The sequence below is a fragment of the Bacillus sp. FSL R5-0576 genome (assembly GCF_038004765.1).
Taxonomy (GTDB): Bacteria; Bacillota; Bacilli; order Bacillales; family Bacillaceae; genus Bacillus; species Bacillus subtilis.
In genome coordinates, this window is record NZ_JBBORU010000001.1 from 2,793,354 (window position 1) to 2,811,771 (window position 18,418).

16 protein-coding genes are annotated in these 18,418 nt (G+C 45.1%); 5 read left to right on the top strand and 11 right to left on the bottom strand.

The window, feature by feature from the left end:
- The first annotated feature begins 7 nt into the window (after positions 1–7).
- Positions 8–1,306 (top strand): hypoxanthine/guanine permease PbuO, encoded by a 1,299-nt coding sequence (gene pbuO, locus NX903_RS14370; RefSeq protein ID WP_003229234.1) that lies wholly within the window; start codon positions 8–10, stop codon positions 1,304–1,306.
- A gap of 39 nt (positions 1,307–1,345) precedes the next feature.
- Here pbuO and NX903_RS14375 read toward each other — a convergent pair whose 3' ends face one another.
- The gene (locus NX903_RS14375; protein WP_086344209.1) at positions 1,346–2,503 is read right to left on the bottom strand and encodes an ABC transporter permease; all 1,158 of its coding nucleotides are present in this window, start codon (positions 2,501–2,503) and stop codon (positions 1,346–1,348) included.
- Positions 2,500–3,210: an ABC transporter ATP-binding protein gene (locus tag NX903_RS14380; protein WP_086344210.1), complete on the bottom strand. Its 711-nt coding sequence runs from the start codon at positions 3,208–3,210 to the stop codon at positions 2,500–2,502. The genes NX903_RS14375 and NX903_RS14380 overlap by 4 nt, the downstream gene beginning before the upstream one ends.
- Positions 3,211–3,500: 290 nt before the next feature.
- Here NX903_RS14380 and NX903_RS14385 point away from each other — a divergent pair, with 290 nt between their 5' ends.
- Positions 3,501–3,722, top strand: coding sequence for a DeoR family transcriptional regulator (locus NX903_RS14385; protein ID WP_003152337.1), 222 nt, complete (start codon positions 3,501–3,503; stop codon positions 3,720–3,722).
- 122 nt (positions 3,723–3,844) lie between these two features.
- Here NX903_RS14385 and NX903_RS14390 read toward each other — a convergent pair whose 3' ends face one another.
- Complete coding sequence (locus NX903_RS14390; protein ID WP_017695479.1) at positions 3,845–4,564, bottom strand: pseudouridine synthase; 720 nt, start codon at positions 4,562–4,564, stop codon at positions 3,845–3,847.
- A 68-nt stretch (positions 4,565–4,632) separates the two neighbouring features.
- Positions 4,633–6,267, bottom strand: coding sequence for a lipid II flippase MurJ (gene murJ / locus NX903_RS14395; protein WP_014480588.1), 1,635 nt, complete (start codon positions 6,265–6,267; stop codon positions 4,633–4,635).
- Between the two features lie 202 nt (positions 6,268–6,469).
- Between murJ and NX903_RS14400 the strand changes: the two genes are divergently transcribed.
- Entirely contained in the window at positions 6,470–7,732 is a 1,263-nt protein-coding gene (locus NX903_RS14400; protein ID WP_086344618.1) for a BaiN/RdsA family NAD(P)/FAD-dependent oxidoreductase, read from the top strand.
- A gap of 188 nt (positions 7,733–7,920) precedes the next feature.
- Entirely contained in the window at positions 7,921–9,459 is a 1,539-nt protein-coding gene (gene opuD, locus NX903_RS14405) for a glycine betaine transporter OpuD (protein WP_015384403.1), read from the top strand.
- Between the two features lie 36 nt (positions 9,460–9,495).
- Here opuD and NX903_RS14410 read toward each other — a convergent pair whose 3' ends face one another.
- The 6 genes from NX903_RS14410 to rmgP form a co-directional block, all read right to left on the bottom strand.
- On the bottom strand, positions 9,496–9,678 hold the full coding sequence (locus NX903_RS14410) for a sporulation protein Cse60 (protein ID WP_003223398.1): 183 nt from the start codon (positions 9,676–9,678) through the stop codon (positions 9,496–9,498).
- A 67-nt stretch (positions 9,679–9,745) separates the two neighbouring features.
- Positions 9,746–10,414, bottom strand: a complete 669-nt coding sequence (locus NX903_RS14415) for a YesL family protein (protein WP_015251427.1) — start codon at positions 10,412–10,414, stop codon at positions 9,746–9,748.
- Positions 10,415–10,435: 21 nt separating this feature from the next.
- Complete coding sequence (locus NX903_RS14420; protein WP_015251426.1) at positions 10,436–11,722, bottom strand: Gfo/Idh/MocA family protein; 1,287 nt, start codon at positions 11,720–11,722, stop codon at positions 10,436–10,438.
- 11 nt (positions 11,723–11,733) lie between these two features.
- On the bottom strand, positions 11,734–12,237 hold the full coding sequence (gene rmgS / locus NX903_RS14425; RefSeq protein WP_086344211.1) for a rhamnogalaturonan transport/degradation protein RmgS: 504 nt from the start codon (positions 12,235–12,237) through the stop codon (positions 11,734–11,736).
- Positions 12,234–13,355: an unsaturated rhamnogalacturonyl hydrolase gene (gene rmgQ / locus NX903_RS14430; protein ID WP_124058949.1), complete on the bottom strand. Its 1,122-nt coding sequence runs from the start codon at positions 13,353–13,355 to the stop codon at positions 12,234–12,236. The genes rmgS and rmgQ overlap by 4 nt, the downstream gene beginning before the upstream one ends.
- Positions 13,356–13,362: 7 nt before the next feature.
- Entirely contained in the window at positions 13,363–14,328 is a 966-nt protein-coding gene (gene rmgP / locus NX903_RS14435) for a polygalacturonan/rhamnogalacturonan ABC transporter permease (protein ID WP_014665041.1), read from the bottom strand.
- 215 nt (positions 14,329–14,543) lie between these two features.
- Between rmgP and NX903_RS14440 the strand changes: the two genes are divergently transcribed.
- Positions 14,544–16,862, top strand: coding sequence for a helix-turn-helix domain-containing protein (locus NX903_RS14440; protein WP_086344213.1), 2,319 nt, complete (start codon positions 14,544–14,546; stop codon positions 16,860–16,862).
- A gap of 40 nt (positions 16,863–16,902) precedes the next feature.
- Here the strand turns inward: NX903_RS14440 and NX903_RS14445 are convergent, their stop codons facing one another.
- Positions 16,903–18,399, bottom strand: a complete 1,497-nt coding sequence (locus tag NX903_RS14445) for an extracellular solute-binding protein (RefSeq protein WP_024573266.1) — start codon at positions 18,397–18,399, stop codon at positions 16,903–16,905.
- Between the last annotated feature and the right edge of the window lie 19 nt (positions 18,400–18,418).

Sequence of the window (18,418 nt, forward strand, 5' to 3'; positions counted from 1 at the left end):
GGATACTATGTTTCATCTAAAAGAGCAGCAAACATCCATAAAGCAAGAAATCATAGCAGGGCTGACGACCTTTTTCACAATGGTCTATATCGTCGTGGTCAATCCGGTCATTCTGGCTAACGCCGGGGTTCCTTTCGACCAGGTTTTCACCGCAACGATTATTGCCTCCATTGTCGGAACGCTGTGGATGGCCCTGGCAGCAAATTATCCGATTGCTATTGCGCCCGGCATGGGCTTGAACGCTTATTTAGCCTTTCATGTCGTAAGCGCAAGCGATGGCGGCATCACGTACGCAACAGCTTTCAGCGCAGTATTTACAGCAGGGGTTCTCTTCATTATTCTATCGTTAACGCCTTTAAGAAAACAACTTATAGAAGCGATTCCAAACAATTTAAAATACGGGATCACAACAGGGATCGGGCTGTTTATTGCTTTTATCGGTTTGCGTCAAGCGGGAATTGTGGCAGCTGATGAGTCAAACCTGGTCACTCTCGGCAATCTGCATTCACCTGGTGTTATCTTAACGCTGGTCGGCCTTTTGATCAGCGTGGTCCTGATGGTGCTGAATGTAAGCGGCGCTTTATTTATCGGAATGGCAGCTACCGCTTTGATCGCCTTTTTCACCGGTCAGCTCCATTTTTCAAAGGGATTTATGTCGCTTCCTCATTTGCCGGAAGGATTGATGATCTCAAATCCATTTACCGCTTTTGGCGATGTCATTCATCACGGCCTGTACGCTGTCGTCTTTTCTTTTCTATTAGTCACCATTTTTGATACGACAGGCACGATGATCGGAGTTGCCGAGCAAGCCGGGCTGATGAAGAACAACAAGCTGCCGAACGTGCGAAAAGCGCTGCTTGCTGATTCAACCGCGACGACAGTAGGAGCTGTTTTCGGCACAAGTCCAACGACTGCATTTATCGAGTCTTCCGCCGGTGTTGCAGCCGGGGGAAGAACGGGGCTTACGGCTTTGACTGTCGCGGTGATGTTTGCGGCTTCAATGTTTTTCAGTCCGCTTGTCAGCGCCTTGTCAGGTATAGCCGCCATCACCTCGCCTGCTTTGATTATCGTCGGCAGCCTGATGATGGGCTCAGTTTCCAATATGAACTGGAAAGAGATGGACGAGGCATTTCCTGCGTTTCTCGTCATTCTAGCCATGCCTTTGACCTCGAGCATTTCTACAGGAATCGCGCTTGGCTTTATTTCGTACCCAATTGTAAAAGCGGCGCGGGGAAAATGGAGAGAGATTCATCCGCTCGTCATCGTTTTCGCCATTCTGTTTTTCATCCAGCTGTTTATTTTATAAGGATAGACCAGAAAACCCAAACGTCGCCGTTTGGGTTTTTTATGTAAACAATAAAGAGACAGCGGCCGCTAAAGAACAACAGGCGGCAAACGCATAGTGCAGGATGTTGATACAGCTTTTTCTGGCCCGATAATATTCATCACTTTCCTTATCGGTGCCAATTAAAAAAGGGGCATCCATGACCTTGTCAAAAATAAGCGTCAGGATATAACGGCAAACCCCTGTGTATACCAGCAGCGCAATCACCTTCAGCCAAATTGGGGAAACAAATATGAGAACAGTGAAAGCTGACAGTAGCATGTACATCTGCCTTGCATACTCGCCATTCCTCAGCATAACTTTAAAAAACAACTCCTTATAGCCTGTGCAGATCGTTCGTCTTTTAAATATCCTTTTTGAATTTCGGTATAATAATGGTTTTCTTCTCATCCTGTCTTTTACTTTTGGCATTCCCGCCTCCTGACTCATCATCATCACAAGTCCTGCAAGGGCAAGCCTGCTTTTTTTCTCTTCAGTCACCTCAGCTTCAAAAGCCGTGAACGAGGCTGTCTTTTTCAAACTGCGGATAACTGAGAAAAACAAAAATAAAATGCCAATAAGCGCAAGCAAGTGCCACTCAGTAAAAACAATCAGGATAGCAGAACCAGCAAAAAGAATAGCTCTGACAAGGGTATCGCCAATCCATCTCGAAATAGAGCGCGGCTTTCTGATCCTGTCTTGCTTTAAGGATAAAAAGAATATATGAAGGCCAAACAAATAACACAATAGAGCAGTGCTTTCTGCGAATGTGATGTGAACAAAATGACTGATAAGGGGAAGGACAATAAAAAAGAGAAGCAGCCATTTAGCCAGCGTGACCAGAAAAGAATACAAAAGCGTGTACCGTTTGAGCTGATAGATGATTTCTTTCTTTTGCAGCAAAAACACTTTGTCCGCTTCCATTAAAAATGTACGAATCGAACCTGTAAACATGATCAGCACACACACAGCATACAGCCATCTCCATTCCGCCACTTCAGACCACTCATAAAGAAGGCCTCTTCCGTTCATCAAATCAATATACTGATAGATGACAAAAGCAATCGCCGGCAAAACGATATAGAGAGCGACTGTCCAGTCAATGACCGCATGCAACACTTTAAACTGATACTTGTAATAGTCAAACAGCCTTCGAAAAAAGAGCGTACGCCCGTTCATGGCCGATCACCTTGAACTGCCTTATAAAAACAGTCAAGCAATGACTGCCCCTCTAATCCGGTCTTGTCCTGAATATCTTTTAACGTGCCTTGGAGAAATAATGAACCTTTCTCAATCATATAAAACCGGTCACAGATTTTTTCCGCGGTATCGAGTACATGCGTGCACATCAGAATTCCGGCTCCACGTTCTTTTTCAGCCTTAAGCATGTCCACAAAGCGTTTCGTCGATATCGGATCAAGGCCGATAAACGGTTCATCAATCACATACATATCCGGCTTAGAGAGAAAGGCCTGGATAAGCATTAGTTTTTGCTGCATGCCCTTCGAAAAGGTGACAGGCAGCTCATGTTTGACATGATCTAGCGAAAACGTCTGCAGCAGGCTTTGGGCCCGATGCGCAAATTCACTCTCTTCAATGCCGTGGAGTGTGCTGATCAGATCCAAATGCTCCCACAGCGTCAGTTCTTCGTAGAAGGACGGATGCTCCGGAATATATGCAAATGAACAGTCGTTCCAGGCAATATGCCCTTTAAAATCTTCTGAAAGGCCGAGTATCGCCTTGATTGCGGTGCTTTTTCCGGCGCCGTTGGCTCCGATCAGTCCAACCAGTTCCCCTTTTCTGACTTCCAGAAAAACATCGGTGAGCACTTTTTTTCGGCTTGTATACCCGGCCTGTTCTATTGAAGCTTCAAGCAAATTTGTCAAAACTCACTCACCTCCAAAATTTACTACGAAACAGAATAAAAAAAGTTTCTTTAACCATAATAATATTGAGCCGAAATACATAGTAATCCAACAAGGATGGCTGCCCAACGCGAAATTGGAAAAAATTAATAGGAGTTATCCCTAGATTCATCACTGCAATATCGTGTATAATGAGGGCGAATTATTTTAACAATTACAGATGTCTGCCTTTGTTGCTATTTCGTACGCAGTTGATAGTCGTGAGTTGTGGTTAGTCAAGTCCATCCGATCTTATGATAGGGAGTGGTTTTTTGAAACCTTCAACAAACCGTATGCTAACTCGAATCAAATCAGTTTACATGTTTATCCAAGAAAAAGGTCTTGTGACAACACAGGAACTGGTTGACGAATTCGGCATTACACCTAGAACGATTCAAAGAGACTTAAATGTGTTGGCATATAATGATCTTGTTCATAGTCCAAGCCGTGGCAAGTGGGAGACAACGAGAAAGAAAGTAAAGATTACCTCATAAATTGAAAAATTACATAGGGCCGCCTGAGAGCGGTCCGATAGATAACAGGGCGAAGAAACCTACTGAGCCTTGTTTTTGTGTGCTTATAAATAAAACCCCGCATTCGGTATGCGGGGTTTTTGTCATGCTTGCGGCTCATTGAGCAAATGAAGCTCTTCCTCTGTCAGCTCACGGTATTCTCCGGGTGCCAGGGCCGGATCTAGGGAAACGCGTCCCATCGAAAGCCGCTTCAGATAAACCACTTCATTGCCGACTGCCTTTGCCATTTGCTTGACCTGATGGTATTTTCCTTCTGTAATTGTCAGATATATAACGGTATTGCCACTGTCGTTTGTTTTGATTTCCGCTTTTGCCGGCTTTGTTTTATAGCCGCCCTCTATGTAGACACCCGTTTCCAAATCGGAAATGTCTTCCCGAGAAATCTGTGATTTTAAATGGACTTCATACGTTTTTGGAACATGCTTTTTAGGAGAAAGGAGCCGATGTGCGAGCTGGCCGTCATTTGTGAGCAGCAAAAAGCCCTCTGTATCTTTATCAAGCCTGCCGGCCGGAAATGGCTCAAATCTCATCTCCTCCGGCGTCAGCAGATCGACCACTGTTTGCTGCCGGCTGTCCTCAGTCGCCGACAGCACGCCCTGCGGTTTATTCATCATAAGATAAATGAACTCTCGATAATCAACCGGTTCCCCGTATACGGTCACCTCCTGCGTATCAGGATCAACGTGCGCCTTTACATCTTTGGCAGGTTTGCCGTCGATCATAACAGCTCCAGCCTTCACAACGGCTTTGACTTCTTTTCTGGAACCATACCCGCTGTTGGCAAGCAGCTTATCAAGTCTCATTCCCAATCTCTCCTTTATAAAAGAAAGCCCGCAGCATGCGAGCCCTCAGTTTCATCATATCTAGTTCATCAGCCTGCATGTCTGCCTTTCCTTAAGAAACCTGGCAAACGGCGGCCTAAAATTTTCTGTAAAAATCCTAATCGGTAGCCGCAATACAGGTAGACTGCTCCGCCAACAGCGGCCGCGATCACCACAACAATCGCAGCTTGCAGCTGGCCATCCTGATAGGAAATAAAGAAGCCTAATACCCACTGCACGATTTTCACGGCAATACCCATAATGGCTGATAAGACCAGCATCAAAACAGTTCGTTTAACAAGTATCTTATACGAATAGCCTGCATGGCGCTTAATCATGATAAACCCATATAAAAGGGAAGCGATATATCCAAGCGCCGTCGCTAAAATCGCTCCGTCAGCCTGCATCAGTTTGATCAGCGGAACATTCAGCACAAGCTTGATCACGACACCGATCACAAGGCTGACAACCGCAAATTTTTGCTTATTGATGCCCTGCAGAATAGCTGCGTTGACTGTAAACAAAGAGAACAAAATCGCGACTGGCGAATACCATAGCAAAATGTTTGCCCCCAGTTCAGGATGAAGGCTCTCTGACCCGTAAAAGAACGTATACGTCGGTCCTGACAATAGAGAGATCCCGACAACAGCCGGAATAATTAAAAACAGGATCGTCTGCATCGTTTGATTAATCTGCTGATTTAACAGCTTATAGTTTCCGCTTGTAAACGATTCAGTAATCGTTGGAATTAATGTCAGTCCAAAAGCAGTTGCTAGGGAAACCGGGATCATCACGAGCTTCTGAACATACAGGGTTAGAATCGCAAGCATGTCCTGGCTGATGGCTTGATGACCGGCTTCAATCATCGCTTTGTTAAACGTATTTGTATCAATATAGTTATACAAAGGGATGGCTAGTCCGACAAAAACGTACGGAGCAGCATAGCTGAACAGCTCGAAAAACATTTTCTTGTAGCTTAGGTTTGCTGTCGGACCCGTATTCGGCATCATCGCCAGCAGGCTGCCCTTCCGTTTGTTCCAATAAATATAAAGCACGACCAGCCCTCCGAAGGCACCGATCAGCGCTGCGAAGGTTGCATAGCCCACAGCGATGACAAGGCCGCCGTTGAAAACCTTCAAAATCAAGAATGTCGCACTCAATAGAAAGATGATGCGGACAATCTGTTCAACGACTTGGGAAACAGCTGTCGGACCCATCATTTGGTGCCCTTGAAAGAATCCGCGGACAAGGCTCATAATCGGTACGACCAATAGCGCTAAGCTTACCATGCGGATGACATAAACGACATGATCAATTGTCAGGCCGTTATTATCCTTGCCTCCCAGCGATATTTCCGCAAACATCGGAGCCGATAGATACAGAATGAAAAAGGCTATCATTCCTGTGACGAGCATAACCGACATGCCCGCCTTGAGCATTTTCCTGCTTGTCTCATAATCCCCTTTTGAATTATATTTGGAAACAAATTTAGAAACAGCGGCCGGAAAGCCCATCGTAGCAATATTCAAAAATAAAGTGTATTGGTTGTATCCGTATTGAAATAATGCACCGCCTGTCGCCCCGACCATAATGCTGAAGGGAATTAAATAGACCATCCCCAGAATCCGCGATATATATGTACCGAGCGTTAATACAAACGTGCCTCTTAACAGTTTGCTTGACATGTTTCTTCATCACCATTTTCTACGAAGATTCAACTTTTCTATTTTACCACAACTGGGCATTTAGACGGTAATAAATACAAAAGCAATCCTGTGAACATTCATGTCCGCGGCAAAAGACGTTTAAGGAGCGGCTTTCTTTCGCTATAATAGTACTGCGGACGGGGTGTCCGCACACGAAATGAAAAGAAAGTTGATGATAAAGATGAAACAATATGACGTTATCGTAATCGGCGGAGGCCCTTCAGGCTTGATGGCTGCGATTGCAGCAGGAGAACAGGGCGCTGGCGTGTTGCTGATAGATAAAGGAAATAAATTAGGACGGAAACTCGCGATTTCCGGGGGCGGCCGCTGTAATGTGACGAACCGCCTTCCTGTGGAAGAAATTATCAAGCACATCCCCGGCAACGGGCGTTTTTTATACAGCGCGTTTTCTGAATTTAATAATGAGGACATTATCAAGTTTTTTGAAAACCTCGGCATTCAATTGAAGGAAGAGGATCACGGCCGGATGTTTCCTGTGACCGACAAAGCCCAAAGTGTCGTTGACGCGCTGTTAAACAGGCTGAAGCAGCTTCGCGTAACAATCAGAACGAACGAGAAAATTAAATCTGTTTTATATGAAGATGGACAGACAGCAGGGATTGTGACGAATAATGGCGAAATGATCCATAGCCAGGCAGTCATTATCGCTGTAGGCGGTAAAAGCGTGCCTCATACCGGAAGCACGGGAGACGGCTATGAATGGGCTGAAGCCGCGGGCCATACCATAACAGAGCTGTTTCCGACAGAGGTTCCCGTCACTTCTGCTGAACCGTTCATTAAGCAAAAAACACTTCAGGGCTTATCACTAAGAGATGTAGCCGTCAGTGTGTTAAATAAAAAAGGCAAACCGATTATCACACATAAAATGGACATGCTGTTTACCCATTTCGGCCTCTCAGGACCTGCCATTCTCAGATGCAGCCAATTTGTCGTAAAAGAGCTGAAAAAACAGCCTCAAGTGCCGATCAGAATCGACTTGTATCCGGATATCAATGAAGAAACGCTTTTCCAAAAGATGTATAAAGAACTGAAGGAAGCACCGAAAAAAACCATTAAAAACGTGCTGAAGCCTTGGATGCAGGAGCGCTATCTCCTATTCCTGCTCGAAAAAAACGGCATCTCTCCGAACGTATCGTTTTCTGAGCTGCCGAAGGATCCTTTCAGACAATTTGTAAGGGACTGCAAGCAGTTTACTGTCCTCGCAAATGGCACACTGTCGCTTGATAAGGCATTTGTCACGGGAGGCGGGGTATCTGTAAAAGAAATTGACCCGAAAAAAATGGCTTCTAAAAAAATGGAGGGGCTTTATTTTTGCGGTGAAATTCTGGATATCCATGGCTACACAGGCGGATACAATATTACCTCCGCCCTTGTCACAGGCAGGCTTGCAGGGCTAAATGCCGGGCAATACGCCCGTTCTTAATCATTACTCTTTAAATCTCTTGCCGTCAAACTCACATTTGAACATTCCCCGCATTCATGTTAGGGTGAGACTTGTTTTGTTTCACCTGATTGCGGGGTAATTTTAAGAGAGGAATGAGCTGCCATCGTACGACCATACTAAGCCTGCGAGCAAGATATAGGCGTACACAAAAAATTAGAGGGTGAGAAATGTTGAAACATATATCTAGTGTATTTTGGATTGTGATTGCAATCACAGCTGCAGCTGTATTATGGGGTGTTATTTCTCCTGACAGCCTGCAAAATGTGTCTCAATCGGCACAAGCATTTATTACCGATTCATTTGGTTGGTATTATCTTTTAGTTGTCTCTTTGTTTGTCGGGTTTTGTCTCTTTTTGATTTTCAGCCCGATCGGAAAAATCAAACTCGGAAAGCCTGATGAAAAACCGGAATTCGGGTTATTATCATGGTTTGCCATGCTGTTCAGCGCAGGCATGGGAATCGGCTTAGTATTCTACGGTGCGGCTGAACCGATCAGCCATTACGCAATTAGCTCTCCATCAGGTGAAACAGAAACCCCCCAAGCCTTCAGAGATGCACTCCGCTATACGTTTTTCCACTGGGGTTTGCACGCTTGGGCCATTTATGCCATTGTGGCATTATGCATTGCCTATTTCCAATTCCGCAAAGGCGCACCCGGGTTAATCAGCAGCACACTATCACCGATTCTCGGGGATAAAGTAAACGGACCGATCGGAAAGGCCATTGACTGTATTGCAGTTTTCGCCACTGTTGTCGGGGTGTCAACAAGTCTTGGTCTTGGCGCAACCCAAATTAACGGCGGTTTGAATTACCTGTTCGGCATTCCGAATGCGTTTATCGTCCAATTGGTTTTAATCATTATTGTGACAGTGCTCTTTTTACTTTCTGCGTGGAGCGGACTCGGAAAAGGAATTAAGTATTTAAGCAACACAAACATGGTATTGGCCGGATTGTTAATGTTGTTTATGCTCGTTGTCGGGCCTACAGTGCTGATAATGAACTCATTTACAGATTCTATCGGACAATACATTCAAAATATCGTTCAAATGAGCTTCAGACTGACACCGAACGATCCTGAAAAACGCGAATGGATTAACAGCTGGACGATTTTCTATTGGGCATGGTGGATTTCCTGGTCTCCATTTGTCGGCATTTTCATCGCCCGTGTATCCAGAGGCCGGACGATCCGAGAATTTTTAATTGGCGTCTTGGTGACACCTTGTATTTTGACATTTCTATGGTTCTCCATTTTCGGCGTTTCAGCCATGGACCTCCAGCAAAAAGGCACGTTCAATGTAGCAAAGCTGTCCACTGAAACGATGCTGTTCGGAACACTTGATCACTATCCGCTGACAATGGTGACATCGATCCTTGCATTGATTCTGATCGCAGTATTCTTTATCACGTCTGCTGATTCAGCTACATTCGTGCTGGGCATGCAGACGTCGTACGGTTCTTTAAATCCGGCGAATTCTGTGAAACTCAGCTGGGGTATCATTCAGTCCGCCATGGCGGCTGTGCTCCTATATTCCGGAGGGCTTGCCGCTTTGCAGAACACAGCGATTCTGGCAGCGCTGCCGTTTTCTATCGTTATCCTGCTGATGATTGCCTCTCTCTATCAATCGCTCTCAAAAGAAAGAAGAGAGATCAAAAAAGCGGAGAAACTCGATAAACCGAGAAGTCCAAGAGTGAAAAAAGCATATTAACAAAAAAGATCTTTCCGCGCCTGCGGAAAGATCTTTTTATTTGCGATATAAAATAAGGGCGGAAAAACAGTAAAGCTGCTCGCCGTCTGGGTCGCACGCCGCCGAAACCGTATATTTGATATCAATCAGCTGCTCCTCCGATATCCCTTTTAAAAATGAATTGATTTCCGTTTGTAAGTCTTTTTCATGCTCTTCATCAAATACCGCTACCTTCAGCATTTTATCCGCTCTCCTTTCTCTATCAATCTATTCCGTTTGGAACAGCGTTATGATAGAGAAATGATGATTATCTCGTTTCCGGATAAAAAGCTTTCCGTATATGGGATTTCCTCTGTGGCTCGCCGCCGTGCTGCTCCACTTTCAGCAGCACGGCATAAACAATGCGCATATGACAGTAGCTGATAAGGCTGACGCTGAAAAAAGGGACAATGCCCGGCAGGTACGCAAGCAAGAAAAAGAGAGCAACAGTCAGCGCAAGCATAGCAAGCGTATATTGCAAATACGCCACACTGAGCAAGAGCGAAAATTTCACATACAGACGTTTTTTCCAGTCAAAATGGACAAGCAGCGGAAACACATAAAAAAGCATGGATACGAACAAAAAGCCAAATATCATAATGGCGAAGCGCAGGATGTGCAGAAGGAAATGACTTGGATAGATGAAGGCCAAATCAATATAAATGATCACTCCGATGAGCGCCAGTACAGCGCCGAGCAGATTTGAACGAAAAAATTCACCCTTATATTCCTGCCAAAACGTTTTGAGCACCGGAACGTTGTCCTGCCCCTGGATCCACTTCCGCATGACAGCGAATAAAGCCGCGGTCGCGGGCATGATGCCAAACACGCCGAGACCGAGTAACGTAAAAAACAGCCACAGCAAGTTTGTATACGCAAATCTCATAATCCATTCGCAAAAACGCAGCATCCGTCCCAGTGAGCCATCATGTTCCATGGCGCCCCCTCCTTTTTTGCATTATACATTCTGCATCTGAAAAAGCTCTTTCATGCCGATCGGCTTCTTTTCGGCAACCGAGCGCCACATTCCCTCACCAACCGCGATGGAGTAGGCTCCAGCTTCAGCCCCGGCTAAAATATCATAGCGGCGCAGCGGGTCTTTTCCTAAAAAAAGATCCTCAAGCAAAAGCGGATCACCTCCGCCATGCCCCCCTTCATTTTTGACCACTTGTATCGTCTGCTTTGATTCAAAAAGCGGATAGTAATCGATTGTCTGCTCAGGAAAAGCAAACGGAATTCTGGAAGGTTCGTGAAATTCATTTGATTCAATACGCCCTTTTGTGCCGTTGATCGTCAGCCGGTAGCCTTCATACGGGGCCGAAAAAATAATCGAGTAGCTTAACAGTGCGCCGCCATCATATTTGACTGCCGCCACGTACGTATCCTCGATGTCAATTTCCTCGTCAAAAATACACGCGTCAGGCCTGTATGCAGTATATAAGCTGGACTGGTCTCCTGCTTCGAGATGATCATCCTTTATAGAAGCTTTAGAGGAACGGGGATGCCACCTTGAATAGTAGTGGCATTTTTCTTTGACCCGGCACGTCCCGCAAAAACGCCCGTCTTCTTCCGGCAAGGGGTTCCACTCACTGTCCGGCCCATAGTAATTCAAGGCGCCATAAGCAAATACCTCTTCCGGATTTTGCCCGAGCCACCAATTGACGAGATCAAAGTGATGTGTTGATTTATGGACAGAAAGGCCCCCGGAAAACTGTCTCGACCTGTTCCAGCGTTTAAAATAGCTGGCGCCATGATACGTATCAATATACCAATTTAAATCAACGGAGGTGACCCTGCCTATTTTTCCGTCCAGAATCATTTCTTTTATTTTCCGATGAAACGGGCTGTAGCGATAGTTAAACGCGACGGTGACTTTTCCTTCGCTTTTGGCCTCCGCTTCAAGCACCCGATTCGCATCCTGCACTGTTGTCACCATTGGTTTTTCAGTAATCACATCTGTATTCCACTGAAGACTTTTTACAATATATGTGACATGCGTATCGTCCCTGCCTGCCACAATGACGATATCAGGCTTTGACACGCGCATCATCTCGTCAAAAGCATCTTCGCTAAACTCGGGCACGTGGGCCAGCTCGGGAAATTTCTTCTTGCAAACGGCAAAACGTTTCGGATCGGCATCCAGCAATCCCGTAATCTCATAATGAGTTGAAAACCGCTCCAACAGCGGTTTGATAAACATACTGAATGCTCTGCTGCTCAATCCGCAAAAGACGATGTTCTTCAATATCCTCACCTCTATCGGGCTTCAGTTAGTTGAGAAATCAGCTGCAGCGCTTCCTCTGTTTTTTCAGCATACACAGGGATAAACGCCGCCATATCGCGATTCAATTGAAAAGAATAGCCGTTCAGCTGTTTTTTCCCTTTTTCGATCTGAACGGCATAGATCGTTTTTTCTCCTGTTTTATTATTAACAATTGTATAAGGAGATGTTTTTTCAGGAGCCAATCCGTTTAACGGCTGAAAATTTTCCGGATCATCGTAAGCTTGAAACATGTCTTCAGGCACGATGAAAACATCTCCCTCATGGGCGGTAATTTCAGTCAGCAGTTTTTCCTGAAAAGCTGGTAAAATATCGACCTTCCCGGCATTCTGCTCAGCGGCTTGTTTTATTTTTTCCTGTACGCCAGCCTGCATATCAGAAAAGAGAATGACATGCATTCCGTCCGGCCTGCTTGAGCATGATGCCAAAAAGAGCACTGAGACGATCACACACAAAGCCGTACGTATACCTGTCATCATTTCTCTGCTGTCCTAAAAAGAGTCTCCAGCTCTGTCATAGCCAAAATAAACGCACCAGCCCCGTGCAGATCGTTTGTGCTTCTTTCGCGGCTGACATAATAGTCATAAAAACCGGCTGACGTTCCGACACATATGTCTTTGACGAGAAACGCGCCGTCTTCTGATGTTTCGGTTTTATGCTGAATCAAGCCTTGATACGCTTTTAGCAGTGTTGTTTCGTAAGCTCTGTCTAAATAGCCTTTATTGATTCCCTTCGCAAATGCGTACATGTACAGGCAGGATCCTGAGCTTTCCAGCCAGTTATCAGACCTGTCTCCCTTATCAACAATCTGATACCATAGCCCCGTCTCTTTGTCTTGATAGCGGCAGATGCTTTCCATCATGTCCTGCAGCGTGTTTTTCCACACATGACGGTTTGGATGCTTCTTCGGCAGCTCTTCAATCATGTCAGCAAGAGACATGACGTACCAGCCGATGGAACGTGCCCAAAATTCCGGTGAACAGCCTGTCTCTTCATTGGCCCAAGGCATTTTTTTCGCTTCATCCCAGGCGTGATAAAAAAGTCCGGTTTTTGAATCCTTCGTATGCTTTCTCATTAATGACTCCTGCAGCACGACCTGATCAAACAGCTCCGGCTCCTGCTTCAGATTGGCATATTTCAGTGCGAACGGCCCCCCCATGTATAAGCCGTCAAGCCACATTTGGTAAGGATAACCGTCTTTGTGCCAAAAACCGCCCTCAGACGTCCGGTTCAGTGTTCCATATAAGCCGCGCAGCCTTTTTGCCGCTTTGACATACCGTTCATCCTTCGTCTGCTCGTATAATGGAAAAAGAATGAGACCCGCTTGAATGGCATCCAGTTCATCTCTTTTAAATAATAGATTGCCATAATCATCGATTAAGAGATCTGCATAAGCCTTCGCATACTCAAAATACCGCTTTTCCCCAGTTGCTTCCCACAGCCGCAATACACCGCATAAGAAAACACCCTGATGGTAGTGCCAGCGGTTTGCAGGAGGCAGCTCCTCGACTGTGTACGTATTCATAATGGTTTTTGCCAATGCCTCCGCGTACGTAAGAGGCGATTTTACAGCGATTGATTGATCCATTGATCCCATCCCTTTCTTAATAAATTCCTTCCTCGCCAAATTTCTTCGCCAAACGATTCGCTAGCATGACCAAAATCAGCCCGACCGCCGCTTTAAATACGCCGACTGCTGTACTGTAGCTGAATTGGCCCTGTTTCAGCCCTGCAGTATAAACATACGTATCAAAAATTTCCGCCACTTCCCTGTTAGTCGCATTTAACAGCAAATACACATGCTCGAAGCCAAGCTCCAGCGTGTCTCCGATTTTCAAAATCAGCAAAACGACGATAACGCTTTTAATGGCGGGCAGCGTAATATGCCACATTTGCCGCAGCCGTCCCGCTCCGTCCATTTTCGCCGCTTCATACAGCTGGGGGTCAACCGCTGTAATGGCCGCCAGATAAATGATCGTCGACCAGCCTGCTTCCCTCCAGATAACCTGCAGAATATACAGGGGCCGGAACCATTCTTCGTTCAGCAGAAAATTGATTTTTTCACCGCCAAAAAACACAATCAGTTCATTAATCAAGCCTCCGTCTACCGTTAAAAGCACAAACGAAAGCGATACAACAATGACCCAAGACATAAAATGCGGGATATAAATCAGCGTCTGAACAAATTTTTTAAAGAGAGCAATCCGCACTTCGTTCAAAAGAAGCGCCAGCAGTATCGGCACCGGGAAAAATATGGCCAGGTTCAAAGCAAATAACACGAGCGTGTTTTTTAACAAGAGAAAAAATGTAGGCTCAGTAAACAGCCTGATAAAATGCTTCAGCCCCACCCACTCACTGCCCAAAATGCCGAGGAACGGCTGATAATCCTGAAACGCAATCACAATTCCCCACATCGGGACATACTTAAAAAGCAAAAAATAAATACACCCCGGCAAAATCATCAAGTACAAATATTTTTGCTGAATCAGCTTACTTAGTAAGCGCTTTCTTTTTTCTTTTTTAAAAATGACTGCATCAACAGCCGGCGCTTGCGCTTCTGCTGTTTTCATTTTTTCCCAGCCTCCTTTCACGGGTTCTTGCATTCACTGTAGCGCAGCAGGCAAAAGTCCGTCTACAATCATATGATCACATCCTGTTTTATCCCTTTATAATCAAGGGTTCAGCCGGTCCACCTGAAAAAAAGACACCAATATTAGAAAATGATTATTGACAATATCTATCAATCTTTGGATTAATTGTATTAAGGTGAAGTGGATGTTATGAAATGGGGGGTTTTATGAAAAGAAGCCAATACAAGTTTTACTACAAACTGATCACGTTTTTCTGCCTGCTCAGCACCATTCCGGTTATTTTGGTCGGATTGTTTTCGTACGAGCACTCTCAGAAAACGGCTATTTCCAACGTTTCGGAGGAAAAATTCGACACACTCCAGCAGACCCAGCAAAGCATCGAACATATATTGAAAACCGTCGATCACTCTTTAACCCACTATGTGAGTTCGCCGCCTCTCCTTCGCACATTGTCCGAGCCTTTGCACTCAGACCAATTTCAAATCTATAACCAAGTGAACCAAGAGCTCAATTATCTGCAAAGCTTTGATACCGACCTGTCCAACATGACGTTAGTCAGTTATACGAAAAAATGGTACATGAACAATTCCGGTTTGTACCGTTTGAATACAGATACTCTTCATGAAGCAGCCTCAGCATACACGAAACACAAAGCGAGCCGTTCATATTGGACGCTTGAGGAAAACAATCATTTGATTTCAACCAAAGAAGGCACAGCAGAAAACTGCCGCTACAATATTAATTTAATTAAGCAGCTTCCTTTGAACAGCACAAATACAAAGGGATTGGCCGCCGCAAGCATCCCGAGCTGTTCGCTTGTCAAAAATATGCCCGGCTATTCAAACGCCAACAACCTGTTTATCATCGATGAAAAAGGCCGCATCATCCTTCATAACAACATGTCTGACGTTGGTGAAACTCTTCATAACGACGGCTTTGTCCAAAAAGTGCTGGCGCAAACCGCCAATAGCGGACAGTTTGAAACAGTTATTGATCGGATTCATTATAAAGTCACCTATCAAAAATCTGACTATAATACATGGACTTATTTTTCTCTCGTTTCCCTGCCTGAGCTAAAAAAAGAAGCCAAATCAATCGGCTGGATCACTTTTGCAGTATGCCTTATTTTGTTAACGCTTTCATTATTGTTCTCTTGGCTGGGCTCCCGCCATTTTTACAAGCCGATCAGGGTGCTTTACGAATCATTCGCAAGACATGGAGCCATACAAGAGAAACAACAGCCTCCTCAAAATGAATTTGAGTTAATTGAACAGAGCTTTAAACAGCTGAAGGACCGAAATGACGACCTTGAGGAAACGATGAAGCAGCAGGCCACTCATCTGCAGCAATATTTTATGGTCAGGCTTATGCTTGGAAAACTGACGGATGAGGAGGTTGATAACCGTTTTGAAAGTCTCGGTTTAAAGCAAAATTGGCGGCACCTTGCCTTGCTTGTGCTCCAAATTGACACACTGAATCATACGCCTTATGAGAAAAAAGATATGGATCTGCTTTTGTTTGCCGTCAACAGCCTGATTGAGCGCAGCATCCCGACGGACAAACATCTTGCCCCCGCCGTAGTTGACAAACAGCAGGCGACGATTTTGATCAACCAAAGCGGGACAAAAGAAGAATTCATAGCTGAGCTGAATGAGACTGCAAGAATGATTCAGGAAAAAGCGGAAGCTGAGCTGCAGCTGTCTGTCAGCATCGGCATCAGCCAGCCGTTTAATGTGCTGGCAAAAGCGAAAACAGCCTATGCGGAAGGCTCAGAAGCGTTGAAATACCGGCTTAAAGCGGAAAACAAGTCGATCATTTTTTACGAAGACCTTGACCAGAAAAAAACCTTCAAAACCCATTTTCCAAAGCAGCTTCAGCATGAGCTGTTCGATGCCGTTAAAGCAGGAGACAAGGAGAAAGCGGATAAATGCCTGCACGCGATTTTGCAAGCCATTTTCACCCAGAACACCAACCCGTATCAATTTCAAATCGCCATCGCCCGTTTTTTGAACCATGTGATTGAGCTGATGCATGTGCTCGGGATCGAATTGTTTGAGCTTGAAGAAAACAAAATGCTATATGACCAAATTTTTGAGCTGAAAACGTTCGAGGATACCGAAAACTGGCTAAAGAATGAGTTTATTGATCCGATGACAGACAAAGTGAACGCCCGCGCGGATGCCCAGTACAAAAATATTTCCGACAACATCATTCATATCATCCATCATGAGTTTGAATCCGAATTGACACTGGACGAAATCGCGCGCAGGCTGCATTACAACCCAAATTATTTAAGCAGCATTTTCAAAAAAGAAATGGGTATTTCATTCAGCGAGTATGTCTCAAGCTACCGACACCATATGGCGAAAAGCTGGCTTGCCGAAACCGACATGGCGGTCAAGGACATTGCCGAAAAGCTGAAATATAAAAACTCGCAAAATTTCATCAGATCATTTAAAAAGCTGGAAGGGATTACACCGGGAAACTACCGCCAGCAAAAAAGAAGCATGTAAAAAACCCAAAACCGCTTGCGCGTTTTGGGTTTTTCCAATGTTATTTTGCTTGTTTAAACGCTTCTTCGTATTCCTGAATAATTTGTTTTCCTCCGCTTGACTCCCATTTTTCCACTTCTTTATCGAACTGGCTTTCTGTGATGTCTCCAATCATATATTTGTAGGTCGCGTCATCAATGATTTTCTTCAGTTCATCACCCCGTTCCGACTCCGATGCGGAATACAGGCTTTCAGCCGGGTTTGAGACGATAATCTTTTCATTGTCCTCGGTCAGCTCCTCGTACGCCGTCCGAAGCGGATCTCCAGTGTTTTTTAAGTAGGCTTTATCAATGGCAATTAAAGCGGACAGCGGCTGAATATCAGTCTGCCAGTCTTTTACCTGGCTTTCTTTGCGTGTAAACGTTTTGTCCTCACCTTTGTTGTAATGAACGCCGTCAATGCCATAAGTCATCAGGCTATAGACATCTTCTTCGGCAATTCGGTCAAAAAACGCCAAGATCCGTTTAAGCTCAGCTTCCGTTTTCACACTCGTTTTCGGGAAAGCAAACACGCCGTTATGGCCTCCTGATGCCCATACCCGCTCTTTCCCATCTGGGCCTTTTATGCGGTTGATGATCTCGAGCTTCATCGATTTATCAGAGGCATGGTCGCGCAGATTGACCGCATCTACCATATTGCCAATATAAATTCCGGCTTTTCCTTGAGAAAACAGCTCCTGCTGCTGGGTTTTGCTTGTGACGGGAAAATCCTTATTCATATACCCGTTATCACGCAGCTTTTTCATATAGTTCATCGTGTCTTTGTATTCCTGTGTCATGAAATCAGGCGTGAATTTGCCGCCCGATTCCTTCCAATCTGTCGGCATGCCTTCATACGAGCCAATCGTTTTAAACGCGCCGTAAATCAAGTCATTACGGTCTGTCAGCCCGATCGTATCATCTTTCCCATCCTTGTCCGGGTCGTCCTCCGTAAATGCTTTGGCCACTTCATAAAGCTCATCCAACGTTTTCGGGGTTTTCAAATTTAAATTGTCCAGCCAGTCCTTCCGAATGACGATCCCCTGTCTGGAAAGCGGGCGCTCTCTGTATATCCCGTAAAGCTTGCCGTCAATTGTCACATTTTTATTAATGAGTTTGTTCATTTTGTTTAAGTTGGGATAATCCTTGATATAATCACCGATTTCCCAAAACATTCCTGACCGGAAGGCATTCATGACTGACGAATTTTTAATATCCTGGATGGTCACGATTTGCGGAAGATTCCCGGCTGCAAGCGCTGCATTCAGCCTGTCTTCTTTCACCGCGTCTGGAACCCAGGTGATGTCGAGTTCTGTATTTGTCAGCTTTTCAATTTCTTTAATCGCCCTGTCTTTCGGCGGCTGCTGGTGATACAAAATCGCCATCCAAGACAGCTTTACCTTTGAATCCGGGCCAGCTTTGCCTTCAGCCGAAGACTGATCAGCCCCTTTACAGCCCGCCAGCACTCCGCCGAGTGCCAGTACAAGCACAATCAAAAGCACCCTCCATTTGTTTCCCATCGTACCCCTCCGTTTCATA

What these genes read in the sequence shown, in the direction of transcription:
- NX903_RS14390 (WP_017695479.1), bottom strand. Translation starts at nt 4,564, where the DNA reads ATGAGACTTGATAAGCTGCTTGCCAACAGCGGGTATGGTTCCAGAAAA.
- pbuO (WP_003229234.1), top strand. Translation starts at nt 8, where the DNA reads ATGTTTCATCTAAAAGAGCAGCAAACATCCATAAAGCAAGAAATCATA.
- rmgQ (WP_124058949.1), bottom strand. Translation starts at nt 13,355, where the DNA reads ATGGGATCAATGGATCAATCAATCGCTGTAAAATCGCCTCTTACGTAC.
- NX903_RS14400 (WP_086344618.1), top strand. Translation starts at nt 6,470, where the DNA reads ATGAAACAATATGACGTTATCGTAATCGGCGGAGGCCCTTCAGGCTTG.
- rmgP (WP_014665041.1), bottom strand. Translation starts at nt 14,328, where the DNA reads ATGAAAACAGCAGAAGCGCAAGCGCCGGCTGTTGATGCAGTCATTTTT.
- opuD (WP_015384403.1), top strand. Translation starts at nt 7,921, where the DNA reads ATGTTGAAACATATATCTAGTGTATTTTGGATTGTGATTGCAATCACA.
- murJ (WP_014480588.1), bottom strand. Translation starts at nt 6,267, where the DNA reads ATGTCAAGCAAACTGTTAAGAGGCACGTTTGTATTAACGCTCGGTACA.
- rmgS (WP_086344211.1), bottom strand. Translation starts at nt 12,237, where the DNA reads ATGATGACAGGTATACGTACGGCTTTGTGTGTGATCGTCTCAGTGCTC.
- NX903_RS14375 (WP_086344209.1), bottom strand. Translation starts at nt 2,503, where the DNA reads ATGAACGGGCGTACGCTCTTTTTTCGAAGGCTGTTTGACTATTACAAG.
- NX903_RS14445 (WP_024573266.1), bottom strand. Translation starts at nt 18,399, where the DNA reads ATGGGAAACAAATGGAGGGTGCTTTTGATTGTGCTTGTACTGGCACTC.
- NX903_RS14440 (WP_086344213.1), top strand. Translation starts at nt 14,544, where the DNA reads ATGGGGGGTTTTATGAAAAGAAGCCAATACAAGTTTTACTACAAACTG.
- NX903_RS14410 (WP_003223398.1), bottom strand. Translation starts at nt 9,678, where the DNA reads ATGCTGAAGGTAGCGGTATTTGATGAAGAGCATGAAAAAGACTTACAA.
- NX903_RS14415 (WP_015251427.1), bottom strand. Translation starts at nt 10,414, where the DNA reads ATGGAACATGATGGCTCACTGGGACGGATGCTGCGTTTTTGCGAATGG.